Origin of the sequence: Paenibacillus oryzisoli (assembly GCF_050467285.1) — a bacterium.
GTDB lineage: Bacteria > Bacillota > Bacilli > Paenibacillales > NBRC-103111 > Paenibacillus_E > Paenibacillus_E oryzisoli_A.
Window position 1 is genome coordinate 661,969 of sequence record NZ_JBCMUN010000005.1, and the last position, 17,767, is coordinate 679,735.

Here is a 17,767-nt window from a genome sequence, read left to right on the forward strand (position 1 = left end):
TCTCGTATAGGATAACTAGATTAGGGCTCCAAGCAGAATTTCCAAAATTATTCTATACTATTTCATTTGTATATCGGCCAAGTGATAGTAATCGTAGTAGCTTGATTCGCCAACAACGTGAGCGAACGAGCATTCGTCTTATCTGCAACTTCAGCCGCGGATGCACCGGAAACCTGTATTTCACCAATTCCCAAGCGATTGGAAATCTGCAGCTGTTGATGTATGTCTGAGCACAAAGCGACATGAAGGGATCCTTTTGTTAAATCCCATTGTAACGAATGAATTGTTGTTTGATTTCTAGCTCTAAGCCCTTTGACTTCTCCTCTCGTAAACTGCGCAGGAAGTGCGGGTAAAAAAGTAATAGACGCAGCATCTGAGTAGACGAATGCCTCCATCAGAACGGCTGGAATCGTAATCGGGCCATCGGTACAGTAAAGAGAAGCAAAATGATCATTATGCGACATCATTAATCCACTGAAAATATAGCTTTCCGTAAATAACGGCAGCAAGGATTGGTATACACCTTCCCCTCTGTTTACCCGCGCTTCAACAAGTCCCTTATGAACTAGTCCGTGTACGGCACTTTCTGTGCCATTTTGGATGCGATTATCCAGAGCACGGATAATGCCTCTGTGGAGTGCCGTATCGCCCGTTTCATTTAATTCCAGCGATGGCCATGCAGGGTACAAATGACTAATGTGACGATGATAGTGATGATCATCTATTCCTTCCATTGCCCATTCTTTAAGGGAATCATCCGAGTTGTACATATAATCAGGCAGACAATTCAATAGTTGTTCCCACTTCTCTGAATCACCGGCAGCATCAACCCCTCGAGAAACATTCAACAACATCAGCAATGCATGCCTTGCAGAAGCGATGTCCATTGTGGCATTAGGCTGAAGCGAAGAATGCCTGTTCGCAGGAACATTTTCAGGGGAATACGATGGAACAAATAGATATTTGCCCTGGCTATCTACATAATCCTCATTTAAAAATCCTTCATAAAAGTTACCAAGTTTAGTGAGTGTGCGATAAAGCATAGGTAGAACAAGTTCCTTCTGACCTTTGCCATTTGGCACAAGTTGATTGCCATACGTTAAGTAATACTCATAGATTGGAAGCAGCATCCAACTTGCGCCCGATATCCAGTAATGGCCAGGGAAATCATCATTGATGGTAAAATGTGTTAATGCGGCACCATCGCCATCCGTTCTTGGCGGTGCAAGAATAGCATTCGGAATGCCAAAAATACGTTCCGCATTCAACTCCCAATCATCCATATGGCGCATAATTAAATCAATGTAGCTCTCAACCGCTTCAGGTGTATTCCCTATATTCCCTCCTGCAATTTGAAGATTTAAGTTAGCATCCGTCGTAAAATCCCCGCTCCATTCCGGCATAAACTCCCCCGTCCATAATCCCATCAGACGCGGAGGATTATAACCGCTGGATGAAATATAAACATACCTTCCGGAATCGAACATTTTTTCAACAAAAGCTTTATTTAACTGTGTAGGATTCGAATTTTGCAATGAAATAAGCTGTTCGCTTGTCAAGCTTCGTTCATTCGGATCGCTGTCTAGTTGGAGAGTCACTCTGTTCATCATTTCACCATGTATTTGAGCATGAGGAATAAGGACGCTTGAATAGTCAAACCTGCCATCGAATGTATATTTTTTCACTACGGCATCCAGTTCATTAAGCAGTTCGTTGAGAATAGCAGAATCCTCTAATTGAAAATGGCCTTCCTGACGATCTAGTACCGTCAGCAGGATAAGTTGTGTAGCCTCAACAATGTGAACGGTTTCATTTATAACAATTTTTTTCCCATCCGTTACAATCTTCGTAACTCCCGCATAGCCCCCGTTACGAAGTGGTGAGTTCGGATAAGAAGCGTATTTCCCCTTTAGCGCTAAATAGTCGCCATCTTCAGCAATGACACGATCGACGGCCATTTGTGATCGAGCAAAGTTAGGCAAAGATTCCACATCTATCCGAATGGAAGCATTGAAAGCAGCTGCTTCTGTCGGCTTCTCCATCACAGTCATAATTACATTATCCACTCTGGAAACAAACGTTTTCCGCAGCCAATTTCCTCGGTTATCATGCCACTGTACACCAATTTCGCCAGTCTCATAATTCGTCCATCTGTCATATTGGGTAATAAGACCACTTGCAGGGATGTCTATATGTGCCTGATAACCCGGATGGAACGTATATGTCCATACAATGTCCCAACTTGCCTGGTCGTCACCTGTATATTCTTTAAGCCACGTTGTTGCTGCTGCAGAAGATGTCAGTGCAGCCGATTTGCCATCACCAGCTAATGTTAAATCTCGAACCTCCTTCAGAACTCCGCTAATGTCAGGAGCTTCCCGCACCCCTGAATTAGGAACATTAAACTTCGTATTCTGATAAATGTAAGTGTCTTGCAAGGGATTTCCATAAACAATAACCCCTAATAATCCGTTTCCACTTACCATCCCATCCTTCCAGGAAATCGCAGGTGTGTGTGAGTGAATACCACGTATGACCAAAGATAACCCTCCCATTCAGGAAACATTTTAACTACATTTTATAACTAAAATCAACTAAAATATATACTTAAAATTATCATTTTTGTACTTTATTTTGATGTTATATCAGTCGTTAGATTGCTTTCTGAGTGAAACTGGGGTTACACCTACATATTGTTTAAATACCCTGTAAAAATGGGACATACTATCGAAACCACACAAACCGGCAATTGTTGATACCTTGTCTTCGGTTTCAAGCAAAAGGTTTTTAGCATGAATAATACGTTTTAGTAAGATATATTCCGTAACGTTCATTCCGGTTAAGTGCTTGAACACTCTACTGAAATGTGCGGGACTTACCGCTGCACGAACACATAAGGTATGAAGCGAGAGGTCTTCTGTGAAGTGCAGGTCAACAAACTGCAAAATCGTTCTCATCCATGCGGGACCGCGTCCGAAATCCACGTTTTCCTTTTCATTCTTCCCAAATTCAATTTCACGATTGACTTCAAGCAAGATACGTTGAATATGCAGCACTACAGCATGCCAATGACCAATGCATTGAGATTGTAATTCTAGTTCAATTCGGTTGAATTCGGTTTCAATGATCTGAATCAGCGCAGGTGTACATGTATGTCTAAAGGATTTGTTTTTCCGAGCATACTCAAAGCATTGCAAATAAGAGAATGGTTCACAAAAAGACGTTGCATCAATAAAAAAGGGATTAAAAAAAATGGCGGATGAAGTTACAGGTTCGTGATTGTCAGGCAATGCGCGATGTATGGTATTTCCAGGAATTATAAAGAGGTCCCCTGCACCTATATCATAAATGGTTTGATCGATAAAAAAAGATCCTTTGCCACCGTGAACAAATACAAGCTCAAACCAATCATGCAAATGATCCGGTAGTTCTCGTTGTATTGTTTTGGTTTCCTTACAAACAAATGAAAAGGGGAACGTCGGCTGTGCATCAAAGTCCTTCCTCATTGGGTTCATTCGAGTACGCTCCTTCCAAGCTGAAAATCAAACAAGCCAAGGGAAAAACGGTCCAAGGCCTGTTTGATTTCAATGAGATTCCTAAGTTGAATCGAAAAACTTATTCTATCTGTTAAGGCATCAATCCTCTGGAAATATTGTCGACTTCCGTCGGATTTAAAGCTTGTTTAAAGATCTGCACTTCATCCATCGCACCGTTCCAATTCGCATTGTTATACGAAGGCGATTTATTTGCGCCTAAGCGGAAATTTCCTGTCGAGGACTCGGCTGCTACGGTTGCCATCGTATCTGGAACCCCGTTGATGTAGAATTGGGTGGTTGCTCCATTTTTCACCAAGGCCACATGAGTCCAGACTCCCTCAGGAATTACCCCAGAACTAGACGTAGTAACGCCGCCAATGTACGATCGCAACTTCCCGGTACCTCCATCACGATACAGCAAATTACGCCCTGTAGTGCCTTCTTGAGCAAAAATCGCTTGATTCGTACCGGGATCCGATGCCTGGTCAAGTTTCACCCATGCCGCTAAGGTAAAGTTTGACACTGCAGGATCAAAGAAATTAGGGATACTGGCATAATAATCGCCATATCTAGCAGATCCGGATGGCGTAAAGCGAAGTGCGCCAGCCACCTTACCGGAAGGAGTCCAGTTCAGACTGCCGCCAGATGTTGCCACAAGGGAAGCATTATGGTTATTCCCCGATATATCCTGCGCCAAAGTACCTGTATACTCATTCATTCGGTATTGGGCAATTGGGGCAAGTCCGCTATACATATTTTGAATTTGTTCCTCCGTGAAAGCCACTTTCACCAGTTGTACTTCATCGATCAGACCATTCCAGTTTGCACTCGTGCTTGAAGGCGATTTATGAGCCCCCAATCGGAAATTTCCTGTTGCGGATTCCGTTGTAACGGTTGCCGTTTTATCCAGCACGCCATTGAGATAAATCTTGACTGTGCTTCCGCTTTTGACCAGTGCTACGTGCGTCCAAGTGTTAAGTGGAACGATGCCAGTCGTTGTTGTCGCTGTGCCGCCCAGAAATGAGTTTAATTTCCCTGTGTTGGAATCTCGATAAAGAATACTGCGGCCCGTTGTGCCTTCCTGACTAAAAATCGTCTGATTGGAACCGACGCCAGCGTCTTGATCAAGTTTGATCCAGGATGCAAAAGAGAAATCCGTAGTTACCGGATCAAAAAAGTTCGGCACGCTTACATAGTAATCGCCATATGTGCTTGATCCTGTCGGTGTTAATTGCAGTGCTCCATTGACTTTGCCATTAGCACTCCAGCTTGCAGTACCACCTGAAGACATGAGAGCAGCCGTGTGATTATTGCCCGAAGTATCGGATACGTTCGTGCCAGATGTTTCATCCATCTTGTAAGTTGCTGTTCCCGAATCGACAATTGGTGGTATTACATAGCCGTTTAACTTGATGGCTGTCATACTGTGCGCCGGGAATGTATACGTAAACGAATTGCCTGGAACAGACATAGTAGAGACTTGATTCAGGACGGTAGGAGCTTGATCCCTCTGATTGAACTCGTCCAGCGCATTGCCTTCACCCAGTTTCCAGACTGTAGCTGTTGAACCCGGTTGGTAGTTGGCAATATTAATATTTGAAGTAAAACTGCGTGAAGGGTCTTCGTTTAGAACTAGCACGTATACATCGCCATTTGTATTTTTGGTAGCCAGTGCTTTTAAAGCATTCTGACTGCCAAAGTAGGTAGGCATATTCACGATCGTCGGTTCGCTTAATACGGTCGAACCAGTCATTGTGCCTAGCAATTTAAACACCTCTGCAGATACACTTGGTGTAAAATTATATGCACTACCTGCTACATTGTTATTGTCAAAGATCCCGAATGTTCCTAGGCCCAGAGAATCATTCGTTCCCCAAGTATCAATGAGACTGTGTCTGTCTGCAATCTGCACACCATTTTGCAGATAAACCATCAGAGTCTTCGCGGTATAAAGCGCAGCTCCCAATCCCTTTAGATAGCTTGCATATGAAGGATAGTTAGTGGCTTTCGTATCCAGACCCGAAAAAGCATATTCGGAAGGGTATACAATACCGCCTGAGAGCGGTTCGTTTTTCAATTTGTTCTTCAGTCCGACGACCCAATTCGAAGAGAAGCCTGCAGCGACCATCGATTGCGAATATAAGTCTGTCAAACTGCTTGCATTTGCGACTTTTGTATATGGATGTATGACCATGCCATCGTAAGAAACATTGGCATCGCGGAAGGCTTGAATCGCTTGGTCGTCATAAAAATTACTAAATATTAGGATTGAGGGGTCGGCATTTTTCATCGCTGTTACATAATCTTTGTATCCGTGATGATAAGCACTGTATGAGATCGCTATCGTCGCTGCGGCTGGAGGAACTTTTCCGTGGACACCATCCCCAAACGTAATAAGACCGCTCGTATAATCGATCTGATACACCGTATCTGTTGAGCTGAAACTTGCAAAAGAACTGACTCTCGTCCAAGCCGTGCCATTCACGTAGAGCGTATCCGTACCTGAGGTCATAGGAGCGCCATAAGCCGCATACACTTGTTGCCCCGGTAGGCCTGTGCTACCGTAACTTCCCTTCTTTAAGGAGGTCCAATCGGATTGGAGTACGACAGGTTGTCTGGTAAATGAAACATTACTTCCGTTCACATAAGCAGTTCTGTAGTCGTTATAGTTAGGAATTCCATCCAACCAATAATTTTGAGGACCAGGGCCTGATTCGTTCCCAATCTCAAAATACTTGATATGATAGGGCGCAGGATGACCATTGCTGATTCTTAACTGTACATAGGGATTATTCGTATCGGTACCATTCAGGTATTGGACTAGATTCGCTGCATCGGTAGGATTGCCGTTTCCTATTCCGTACATGTAACTGAGCTCACTCCCTGCGCTTTCTGTAAATTTCAGCGCTTCATCCAAGTTGAAATCTACCGATTGGGGAGTCATATCCATGCCGTGAATTTGCGGAATTCCGCTGTCCGGATTGGTACCGCTTCCATTTCCTACTGCACGCTGCCACTTAAATAAATTCCCAACCGTACCTCCCGGATATCGCATCGACTTTATACCGGCATTCGTGTAATTCGCGTAGAAGTCCGCATAAACGGCTTTGTTAACCGAATCATACAGGCCAACACCATTTTTGAAAAACCGGGAGTTGGCACCAAGCACCAACGGAGACACACTCGTTACCGACGTGTTTGCATCCAGAACAATTTCCGGATTTGTCGCTGCTTGAACCGAAGCAATCGGGACCAACATGCTTATCATTACGCAAGTGCCTAAAAAACCTGTAAAGCGCTGTCTTGCTTGTCTTAACCTCATCAATTGTCACCTCTTCGATTTAATTTTAGAACATATACTAAAATATAGTATATATTTGATGTTATCATATTTATTTTTACATAATAGGTAATATAATCAGGTAATTTAGTTGAATATTCATCAATTACTTTTCTTGCTCGTTCGCGTGTGGATGGTTAAAAATCCCCATGTTAACATAACCATGAGGATTTATTGTTAGTTCCCGGTAGTCGAGGAAACCGCCGTGCGGAATTCCGTCGCTTCCAATTGACCATCACCCAACGCTTGTTTGTGGATAAGGAAGAAAACGGTTTAACTGGATACTTTATTTCATTTGCATCTCCTTAGATGGAAATGAAGTCATTATTATGGTGTCATTCCCTTGTAGATGTTCTGGACCGAGGCTGGCGTTAATGCCTGATTAAATATTTGCACTTCATCCATTGCACCGTTCCAGTTCGCATTGCCGGTGTTCGGTGTTTTATGCGCACCAATGCGGAAATTCCCTGTTGAGGACTCAGGAGTTGCTGCTGCCGTCGCATCCACCGCTCCATTGATATAGAGCGTGATCGTGCCTCCGCTTTTGACCAAAGCCACATGTGTCCATTCTCCTGTTGTAATGGCCTTTGCAGAAGTTATCGTAACTCCGCCAAGGAATGAGTTTAATCTCCCTGTACTTGCATCTCGATAAAGCATATTTCTCCCTGTACTACCTTCTTGGGCAAAGATCGTTTGCGTACTTCCAACTCCCGTCGATGCAGCGAGCTTAACCCAAGCAGTCAGCGTAAAGTCTGTAGCGGCTGGATTAAAGAGATTCGGAATACTTACATAATAATTTCCATAGGTATTCGATCCTGTTGGCGCAATCTCCAATGCGCCAGAGTTGTTAATCCCTCCTGTTGGATTCCAGCCTAACGTTCCGCCAGAATTGGCGACGAGGGTGCCTGTATACGTGTTGCCTGTCACATCTGCGGCGGCGGTGCCCGTAGATTCATTCAATTGATAATAGGCTAGAGGAGATAGTTTGTTAGCCATATTTTGAATCTGTGCTGACGTTAATGCCGCATTAACAATTTGGACTTCATCCATTGCGCCGTTCCAATTCGCATTGCCGTTAGTCGGCGCTTTATGCGCCCCAATGCGGAAATTTCCTGTCGAAGACTCCGCAGCTACGGCTGCCGTCGTATCTGCTGCTCCATTGATATAGAGTGTGATCGTGCCTCCGCTTTTGACCAAAGCGACATGCGTCCATTCTCCTGTTGGAATGACGCTTGTCGAGGTTGTGGTTACTCCGCCAAGGTATGATTTTAATTTTCCTGTACCTGCTTCTCGATACAGAATATTTCGTCCTGTCGAGCCTTCTTGAGCAAAGATGGTCTGATTGCTGCCAGGCGTGGACTCTTGTGCGAGATTGACCCAAGCAGACATTGTAAAATCTGACGCCGCAGGATCAAGGAAATTCGGAACACTCACATAGTAATTGCCATAGGTATTTGATCCTGTTGGCACATAATGAAGCACGCCTTTTATCCCTGTTGTTGAGTTGGGATCCCAGTTCAGCGTTCCGCCGGAAGTCGCTACGAGGGTAGCCGTATGGTAATGGCCTCCAATATCCGCGGCGGTGGAGCCCGTGGATTCATTCAATTGGTAATGCGCCGCATCTAATGCTTGCGGCTCTGTTACCGTTCCAGTCAACTTGATCGCTGTCAACGTGTGCGCTGGGAACGTGTACGTAAAAGCATTCCCAGGTATGGACACCGTGGACGTTTGATTGACGATGCTCGGAGCCTGATCTGTCGCATTGAACTGGTCAAGCGAGCTGCCTTCTCCCAACTTCCATACAGTAGCCGTCCCGCCTGTTTGATAATTGGCGATATTTACATTTGTTGTGTAATCATTTGAAGGGTCTTCATTCATGACAACCAGATACAGATCGCCGTTTGCATTCTTTGTAGCAACGGCACTAATCGCATTTTGATTCGAAGTCCCGTACACAGGCATGTCTGTGATCGAAGGTGCCGATAATGCTGTTGTGCCCGACATGTTAATCAGCATTTGGTACATATAAGCGGTGACATCTTTTGAAAAGTTATAAGGAGAACCCGGCGTATAGTTATTGTTAATCATAGCAAAGTTGCCCGCTCCGACCGAGTTGCTCCCACCCCATTTGTCGATAAGGGCATGCTTTGTCGCAACGGGGAGTCCCATTTGCATGAAGCTCATCTGCATCTTCGCCGTATAAAGTGCTTCCCCTAACGAAATTTGAAAATTCGGATAGCCAGTAGGGTTACCATTCAATCCAAATTCGGACGGGAAAACAATGCCGCCGGACAGAGGGTTGTCTTTTAGTTTTTGTTGCAGTGATTTAACTTCATTTGCTTTGCTAGCGGCAGATCCCATCACTTGAGCAAAATAATCCGTTAAGCTGATGTTAGTGCCCCCAGTGGTGTATTCGTGAATAGACATGCCATCATACTGTACATGGGCTGCATTCAGAGCGGCGATCGTTGCATCATCGTGTAGATTACTAAGCACTTTGATGGACGGATCTACAGCCTTCATCGCTGTAATATAGTCTTTGTAACCCGAATGGTACGCGCTATAAGTGACAGCGATGGTCGCATTTGTCGGCGGAATCATACCATTGGTTCCATCTCCAAACGTGATGAGACCACTGGCATTATCCATTTGATACACAGGATCTGTGGAGTTGTAACCAGTAAATGAACTTACTCTCGTCCAAGCCGTGCCATTTACATAAAGGATATCGCTTCCCGTTGTTACTGGACCATAAGCTGCATACACTTGTTGGCCGGATACGCCCGTGCTTTTATAGCTGCTTATATAGTTACCGCCATAATCTTTCTTGATTGAACGCCAATCGGTCTTGAGTACGACAGGCTGCATCCAATACTTGACGGTTCCGCCATTGACATAGAAATCTTGCTCCGAATGGCCTCCACGGTTGCCATCCAACCAATACAACTGCCCTGGCCCCGTCTCGTTTCCGATCTCAAAGTAAGTGATATGGTAAGGCGCGGGATGTCCGTTGCTCATTCTCAGTTGCACATAAGGATTACTCGCATCTGTCCCGTTCAAATACTGAACCAGATTAGCGGCATCGCTCGGATTGCCATTCCCCATATTGTACATATAGGTCAGCATGGTGCCCGTGCTTTCAGTAAATTGAAGCGCCTTATCCAAGTTGAAATTTGTGGGTTCTGGGGCTAACGTTTTACCATGAATTTGGTCAAGTCCGCTATCAGGGTTCGTATTGTTTCCATTGCCTACAGCACGCTGCCACCAGTACAAGTTAGCTGCTGTGCCCGCCGGATAACGCATCGTCTTAAATCCGATCTCGTTATAACTTGTAACGAAATCGGGATAGACCTGCTGATTAACGGGATCATACTTACCAACGCCATTGCTGAAGAAACGATCATTAGCGCCAAAAAGATGGGGGGATACGCTGGCTGCATTGGTGTTCGCATCCAATGTAATTGTCGGCGTCGTCGCTGCATGGACCGGTCCATGCGGTACAAACGTACTTCCCATCGTTAGTGCGCCTAAAAGAAATAGGACTTTTTTAGTGATAACTTTTGTTTTCATAGTTGCTTTACCTCTTTCCAGATTATGGTGCAACTCCATTAGCAACATGGCTTATCTCCGTTGGCGTCAATGCCGCCTGAAAGATTTGTAATTCATCGATCATGCCGTTCCAATTGGCATTGGAAGAGGATGGAGACTTATTTGCGCCGATGCGGAAATTTCCCGTGGAGGAATTAACGGTTACGGCTGCTGTCCCATCTGCGACGCCATTGATATAGAGTTGGATCGTGCCTCCGTCATTGACTAAAGCGACATGCGTCCATTCTCCCATCGGTACGGCTCCTGTCGTCGTCGTAACCACTCCGCCAAGAAACGATCGAAGTGTCCCCGTAGCAGCATCTCGATAGAGCAAATTGCGCCCTGAACTGCCTTCTTGGGCGAAAATCGCCTGATTGGTTCCTGTTGCCGTGGCCGCTGCGAGGTTAACCCAAGCTGAGATTGTGAAGTTTGTAGCTGCGGGATCAAACAGGTTTGGAATGCTAGCATAATAATTGCCATAGGAATTTGATCCGGATGGAACAAAATTAAGAGCGCCTGCTGCCTTTCCGGCTGGAGTCCAGCTGAGGATTCCGCCAGAAGAAGCGACGAGGGAAGCGGGATGGTTGTTGCCTGAACTATCTGAAGCCGAGGAACCAGCGTATTCATTCATTCGGTATTGAGCGATAGGTGCAAGTCCGTTATACATATTTTGGATTTGTGCATCCGTTAAAGCTGATTTCGTGAGTTGCACTTCATCAAGCCAACCATTCCAGTTCGCACTATTGTAGGAAGGCGCTTTATGCGCACCCAACCGGAAGTCACCTGTTGCTGATTCCGTTGCTACCGTTGATGTTTTATCCAGAACGCCATTCAGATACATCTTCACCGTGCTTCCGCTTTTGACTAGAGCGACATGCGTCCAGCTGCCTATTGGAATGACTCCTGTAGTCGATGTCGTTACACCGCCAAGGAACGAGTTTAATTTTCCCGTACTTGTGCGATAAAGAATACTTCGGCCCAAAGTGCCTTCTTGGGCAAAAATTGTTTGGTTGGTACCTGAAGCCGCTTCTTGATCAGGCTTGACCCAAGCTGCAAAGGAAAAATCCGTAGCTGCAGGATCGAAAAAATTCGGAATGCTTGCATAGTAGTTCCCATAATACGTGCTGCTGTTTACTGTCGGTGCCAAATGCAGAGCTCCCTTAACCTTACCGCCGTTGGCATCCCAGCTTGCAGTCCCGCCTGAAGATTGGAGAGTAGCTGTGTGATTGTTGCCCGAAGCGTCGGAAGCCGTCGTACCCGATGTTTCATCCATCTTGTAATTGGCTGTTCCCGAGTCAACAACGGGTGGCATTATATATCCGTTCAATTTAATTGCTGTCATGGTATGTGCAGGGAACGTGTACGTAAATTCATTTCCTGGCACAGACAGCGTAGAAACTTGAGTAACAACGGTAGGAGCCTGTCCGGATGTATTGTAGGCATCGAGCCCAAGTCCTTCTCCTAACTTCCAAACCGTAGCTGTCGATCCTGGTTGATAATTGGCAATCGTCACTTTTGTCGTATAGCTCGTTGCATTATCCTCATTGAGTACAAGCAAGAATAAATCGCCGTTTGCATTTTTGGTGGCCAGTACATCTAAAGCATTTTGACTACCGAAGTATTTCGGCATGTTAACGATATCAGCTGTATTTAATGCTGTCTCACCGGTCATGTTGGCGAGCAGCTTAAATACCTCGGCGGTTACACTCGGTGTGAAATTTGAGCTTCCAGCTGTGTTGTTATTGTTGAAGATCGCAAAATTACCAGTGCCAAGACTATCATTGACGCCCCATGTGTCAATCAGACTGTGTTTGTCAGCAGCCTGTATACCGTTTTGCATGAACTTCATTAGGATTTTCCCATGGAATAGCCCGGCTCCCAAACCGAGCAGATAATTCGGATACGCTTTATTGCCGCTTAGACCATATTCGGAGGGGTATACAATGCCGCCAGAGAGAGGTTCGTTTTTTAGCGCATTTTGTTTACCGGCTACCCAATTCACGGTTAGACCTGCACCCACCATCGATTGTGAATAATAGTCCGCTACGCTGCTAGGATTATTGGCAGATGTGTATAAGTGCATCGTCATGCCGTCATAGGGGACGTTGGAATCACGGAAAGCCTGGATCACCTTTTCATCAGATACATTACTAATGATCTTAATCGTGGGATCGACACTTTTCATCGCCGTGTAGTAGTCTTTATAACCCATTTTCTGAGCGCTGTAAGAAATCGATATCGTTGCGTTTGCCGGTGGAATCTTACCGTTGACGCCATCGCCAAACGTAATAAGTCCGCTAGTATAGTTGATTTGATACACCGGATCATTCGGGCCGTAGCCCGCAATGGACGTTACTCGTGTCCAAGCCGAGCCGCCAACATAGAGCGTATCCGTTCCTGCTGTTGGAGGTCCATAAGCCGCATATACTTCTTGTCCCGCGGTGCCGTTACTCGTATAAGAACCTTTCTTCAAGGAACTCCAATCCGTTTTAAGCACGACTGCCTGTCTAGTGAATGAAGCGATTCCTCCGTTAACATAAGCGTTTTGCCAAGTATTCACGGAGTTTGGAATGCCATCTAACCAATAATTTTGAGGACCTGGTCCAGATTCATTCCCGATCTCAAAATACTTAATATGATAAGGAGCGGTGTGACCGTTGCTGACTCTTAATTGCACATAAGGATTATTTGAATCGGTGCCATTTAAATATTGAACCAGATTGGCCGCATCCGCAGGACTTCCATTCCCCATCGCATACATATAGGTAAGCTCGTTCCCTGTGTTCTCCGCAAATTTCAGCGCTTCATCCAAATTGAAATTCCCAGGATCGGGCGTCATATCCATGCCATGAATCTGAGGCAAGCCGCTATCCGGATTGGTACCGTTTCCATTTCCTACCCCACGCTGCCACTGAAATAAGTTGGCGACCGTACCGCCAGGGTAGCGCATAGATTTAATTCCTGAGTTGATATAGCTAGCGTAGAAATCGGCGTAGACTTCTTTGTTGACGGAATCGAACATCCCTCTACCGTCGAGATTATACCGCTGGTTAGCGCCAAGTACTGAAGGGGATACGCTAGTAGCAGAAGTACTGGCATCCAGTAGAATTGCGGGGTTCGTCGCAGCCTGAACAGCGGCAACAGGGACGAGCGTACTTACTAAAGATAATGTGCCTAATACAAATACAATGCGGTTTTTCATCTTTTTTAACTTCAATCTTTTCACCTCTCTAAAATAATTACGGTTAATAAAATAAGCGTGAAAGACGGTGCCTTTGTCCTATTTCGGATATGACATGTCTTCATCACCTCCTTTCAAACAGTGTTCTTCTCTCCCACAACACCCTCTCATCTGTGATCAATGAATTAAGCGCTTACAACACTCTCTAAAAAAAGATCACTAGTCTACGCTTTCTCGGAACAAGTTTAGACTAGTGATCCTTGCAGGCTTACATTACAATTTTTTGCGAAGGTCGCTGATGGATACCCTTCTGGCGCCCGAGTTGAGCTTAACCTCTGCCGGCTTAATCGTAGGAGCTGTTTCTCCAGCTTCTTGCATGCGAGCAATCAAACGCATGCGCAATTCCGCAGCGATGTGATTAAATGCCTCTACGCCAATCAAATTGTTTAACTCATGCGGGTCAGACTGAAGATCATAGAGAAAATCTTCCCCATACGTATCAGCGCCTGCATCCTTGCTGTCATTTACACCTGTTGCCCTTACACTGTATTTCCAGCGCTGTGTGCGAATCGCACGGCCAACCTGGGACTCGCTGATTTGTACCAGAACTTCCTCTGGCCATCCTTCCTTTTCACCACGAACCAGCGGAAGAACTGAGCGGCCTTGCATGGAATCCGGAACCGGAATGCCTGCTGCATCGAGCAAGGTTGGCGGAAGATCGACTAAAGAAACCAACTCCTTCACTCGGCCGCCGGACTTGAAGCACCCGCCAGTAAAAGCGGTAGGTACACGAATGGAACTGTCATGACAAGACCGCTTATATTCACTGTTTCTGGTCTTGAAGTGACATCCATGATCCGAAGTGAACATGATGATCGTATCTTCTTCCAGTCCTAGACTGATTAAGCTGTCCATCAAACGACCCAGCGCCTCATCGATCCGTTTGACCATTCCGTAGTAGCCGCCGAGATGCGCATGCGCTGTGCCTCCCAATGAAGCAAGATCGCCAGGTACAAATTGACTGCCACTATAGCGCTCTTCGTAGCCCCGCGGAGCCGGATAATTATCGGAATGATTTTGGTGGTGCGGTTCTAGATAAGATAAGAAAAGGAAGAACGGCTCGTCCTTATGCTGGTCAATATAACGGATCGCGGCATCCGTTTGCGCATCCACTCTGTACCCAGGAAGCTTCACCGGCTTATTATCGTTGTCATACATCACCGTATCGTAAGCATCCGATGAATATTCAAGAACATTGGCGCCTAGCCAATATTGATAACCGCCGCGTTGATGTTCAAGAACAGGTTCCTGCCCAGCCAAGTGCCACTTCCCAATATAGCCCGTGTGATAGCCTGCCTCATTAAAATGATGAGCCAATGTCTTCTCGTCTTGTCGCAGTGGAATACCATTAATATAGCATCCTGTTGCCGTCGCATATTTCCCTGTCTGCAGGGAAGATCTTGCGGGTCCGCATACAGGTTGACATGTAAAGGAATTATAGATATGAGTGCCTTCCATCGCCATACGGTCAAAATTCGGGGTCAGACCCAGGGGGTTCCCGTGAACTCCCGTCGTGTCAAACCGCTGCTGGTCGGTAAAAAATACAATGACATTCGATTTTTTTTTCATTTTTTCAGCCGCCTAACTATAATTATTTCTTTGATTTTTGCCAGATTTCATTTGCTTGCTGTTCGATTTTTTGTCCGCCTTGTTGGTAGTACTTCTGAACGAATTCGTCGAATTTGTCAATCGACCAAGCGCCTGTCACGATTTTTACGAAATATTCAGACCAAAGCTTCTTCTCCAGATCCGGATAGTCGAGCTCTGCCGGTACGGTCGTCCACAGCGCATTCGCAATCGTATCTTTGGAAGCAATATCCAGCCCTTGTTTTACGTATTCATCCGCCCAACGGCGATCCGTTACCTGAACAAAGCGAACCGGGTTCGAGAAGCCTTTTTTATACAGATCACCAGTATTCGTTTTCTGAACAATCAGGTTCTTGGTTTGATCCAGCGTAAAGTCTACGTTTTCCTCACCATATGTCAGCAAGTTCACACCGCCGTTAGCATCCTCGCTAACCGACCAATCCAGCAACTGGATCAGTCTTTCCGGATCTTGCGCCTTCGCGCTAATTGCCCGTAGCGCTCCGCCGGATGCCGGACTTACCTCTGGCCATCCCTTCTTGCCATCAGGCCCTTTGATGCGATTGAGCATGACAAGGTTGGCGGAAGGGTTCGTTTTCATCAAACTGCCGTTGACGCCGCTGCCAGCCCGGCTCAACTGGAAGGCATCCCATTCATACGCACCAATCTTGGAATTCACAATTCTGGATTCTTCTTGCTTCTGCTCCATAACGAACAGCTCAGGATCAATGATTCCTTCTTTATACCATTGTTGAAGAGTAGCGAGCGCTTTCTTGGCTTCCGGCGTCACAAAGCTTTTGACAATTTTTCCGTCTTTCTGTGTCCAGAAAATAGAGGATGGCGTGTTAATATTAAACGTGCTGAACCCGAGGCCATACGCACCGAATATGGTATCGAACGTTGATGTTTTGTTACCGCCCAAACCATACGTATCATTTTTGCCGTTCTTGTCCGGATCATTGAACGTGAACGCTTTCAGCACATCGTGCAGTTCATCCAGAGTCGTCGGCTGTTTGAGTCCAAGATTATCCAGCCAATCCTGACGAATCAGAAGTCCTGCCGTATTCGGGGAGTTGAAAGATTCCGTGCGCGTCCCTTGCGGAATCGCATAAATTTTGCCGTCTACTTTAACGCCGTCCCAACGATCTTGCGGAATATATTTCATCAGATGCGGTGCTTTCTTGAGCAGATCATCAAGCGGCATAAGCAGCCCTTGACTGATAAATTGCGACATTTGCGTTGAATCGACCCCAAAGTAATCAGGCATTTGACCGGAAGAAATCATCAAGTTAAGTTTGGTTTTATATTCTTCTCCTGAGAGCAGGGACACTTTGTAGTCCATATTTTTCAAGCCTGCTTTTTCCATTTGCGCAAGAATTTTAGGCTTCGCTTCCCCGCCGTCAGCCGGAAATTCAGGAATGCCATAGTTAAAGAACATGTTGAAGGTAACCGGCTTTTCCGAAGGCTTACTTGTACCTGAAGCCTCTTTCCCGCTGTCCGCGGAACTGCAACCGGCTGCAATTATAGCTGTCAAACAAACTACACATGCCGCAGATAATGTCTTTTTCATCATTTTCATAAAGAGCACCCCTCTAAGATTAATTTAGGATTTTACAGAACCTAACATAGTGCCTTTCATAAAATACTTTTGCAAAAAAGGATACACAGATAAAATCGGAATAATCGAAATAATGACTGTTGCTGCCGTCGCTGACTCGGAAGAAAAGTTCGTATACTGACCATTTGATGCCGCTAACTGCTGACCGGCAAGAATTTCTTTTAGCAGCAACGGCAGCGTGAACAAATTTTTGTCATTCAAGTAAATGAGCGCTTGCATAAAGTTGTTCCACAGACCTACGCACTCCCAAAGGGCAATCGTCGCCAGCACGGGTTTGCATAGCGGCAAGATGATGGTAAAGAACGTTCGCAACGGATTGGCGCCGTCCATGGCCGCGGACTCCTCCACTTCTTCGGGAATCGTGCGCATAAAGCTTTGCATCACAATAACATTGAAAGCAGAGATCATGCCGGGCAGCATCAGCGCCCACAGTGTATTCGTAAGACCCAAACTTTTGACAAGCAAATACGTCGGAATCAAACCACCGCTAAAAATCATGGTGAAGATCATCAATAAAGACATCACCTTGATACCTGGAAGCCCTTTGCGGTTCAAGCCATAGGCCGTCGTTGCTGTAAACAACACGTGAAGCGTTGTGCCAAGCACTGCGACAATGATGCTATTGCGGTACGATAGCCAGATGAAGTTGGAGTCCAATACATTCTTATAAGCTTCCAGTGTGAAGCCCCGCGGCAGTAAGAAAAATCCGCCTTGCGCAGCCCCTGCCGGCGAGCTTAAAGAAATGGAAAGCTCATGCCACAGCGGATAAAAGGTAACTACACTCAGTAGGGTAAGAAAAATAATGTTACCTGCTTCAAATAAACGTTCTCCTATCGTTTTTCGTATCATAGCTGCTGCCT

8 protein-coding genes are annotated in these 17,767 nt (G+C 45.6%); all 8 read right to left on the reverse strand.

All coding sequences use genetic code 11. The features are described 5' to 3' along the window. Positions 1–62: 62 nt before the first annotated feature. The gene (locus tag ABE504_RS08725) at positions 63–2,555 is read right to left on the reverse strand and encodes a glycosyl hydrolase family 95 catalytic domain-containing protein (RefSeq protein ID WP_430087192.1); all 2,493 of its coding nucleotides are present in this window, start codon (positions 2,553–2,555) and stop codon (positions 63–65) included. Positions 2,556–2,645: 90 nt separating this feature from the next. Then, entirely contained in the window at positions 2,646–3,515 is an 870-nt protein-coding gene (locus ABE504_RS08730; RefSeq protein WP_430087195.1) for a helix-turn-helix domain-containing protein, read from the reverse strand. A gap of 112 nt (positions 3,516–3,627) precedes the next feature. Next, positions 3,628–6,858 carry a LamG-like jellyroll fold domain-containing protein gene (locus ABE504_RS08735; protein WP_430087198.1) on the reverse strand — a complete coding sequence of 1,077 codons (3,231 nt, stop codon included), beginning with the start codon at positions 6,856–6,858 and terminating at the stop codon, positions 3,628–3,630. Positions 6,859–7,203: 345 nt separating this feature from the next. After that, a complete protein-coding gene (locus ABE504_RS08740; protein ID WP_430087201.1) occupies positions 7,204–10,446 on the reverse strand; it encodes a LamG-like jellyroll fold domain-containing protein in 3,243 nt (1,080 codons plus the stop codon). Positions 10,447–10,468: 22 nt separating this feature from the next. Further along, positions 10,469–13,681 (reverse strand): LamG-like jellyroll fold domain-containing protein, encoded by a 3,213-nt coding sequence (locus tag ABE504_RS08745; RefSeq protein ID WP_430087204.1) that lies wholly within the window; start codon positions 13,679–13,681, stop codon positions 10,469–10,471. A 237-nt stretch (positions 13,682–13,918) separates the two neighbouring features. Then, positions 13,919–15,274 carry a sulfatase-like hydrolase/transferase gene (locus tag ABE504_RS08750; RefSeq protein WP_430087207.1) on the reverse strand — a complete coding sequence of 452 codons (1,356 nt, stop codon included), beginning with the start codon at positions 15,272–15,274 and terminating at the stop codon, positions 13,919–13,921. 22 nt (positions 15,275–15,296) lie between these two features. Further along, a complete protein-coding gene (locus ABE504_RS08755) occupies positions 15,297–16,868 on the reverse strand; it encodes an extracellular solute-binding protein (protein WP_430087210.1) in 1,572 nt (523 codons plus the stop codon). Between the two features lie 24 nt (positions 16,869–16,892). Then, entirely contained in the window at positions 16,893–17,756 is an 864-nt protein-coding gene (locus tag ABE504_RS08760; protein WP_430087213.1) for a carbohydrate ABC transporter permease, read from the reverse strand. Between the last annotated feature and the right edge of the window lie 11 nt (positions 17,757–17,767).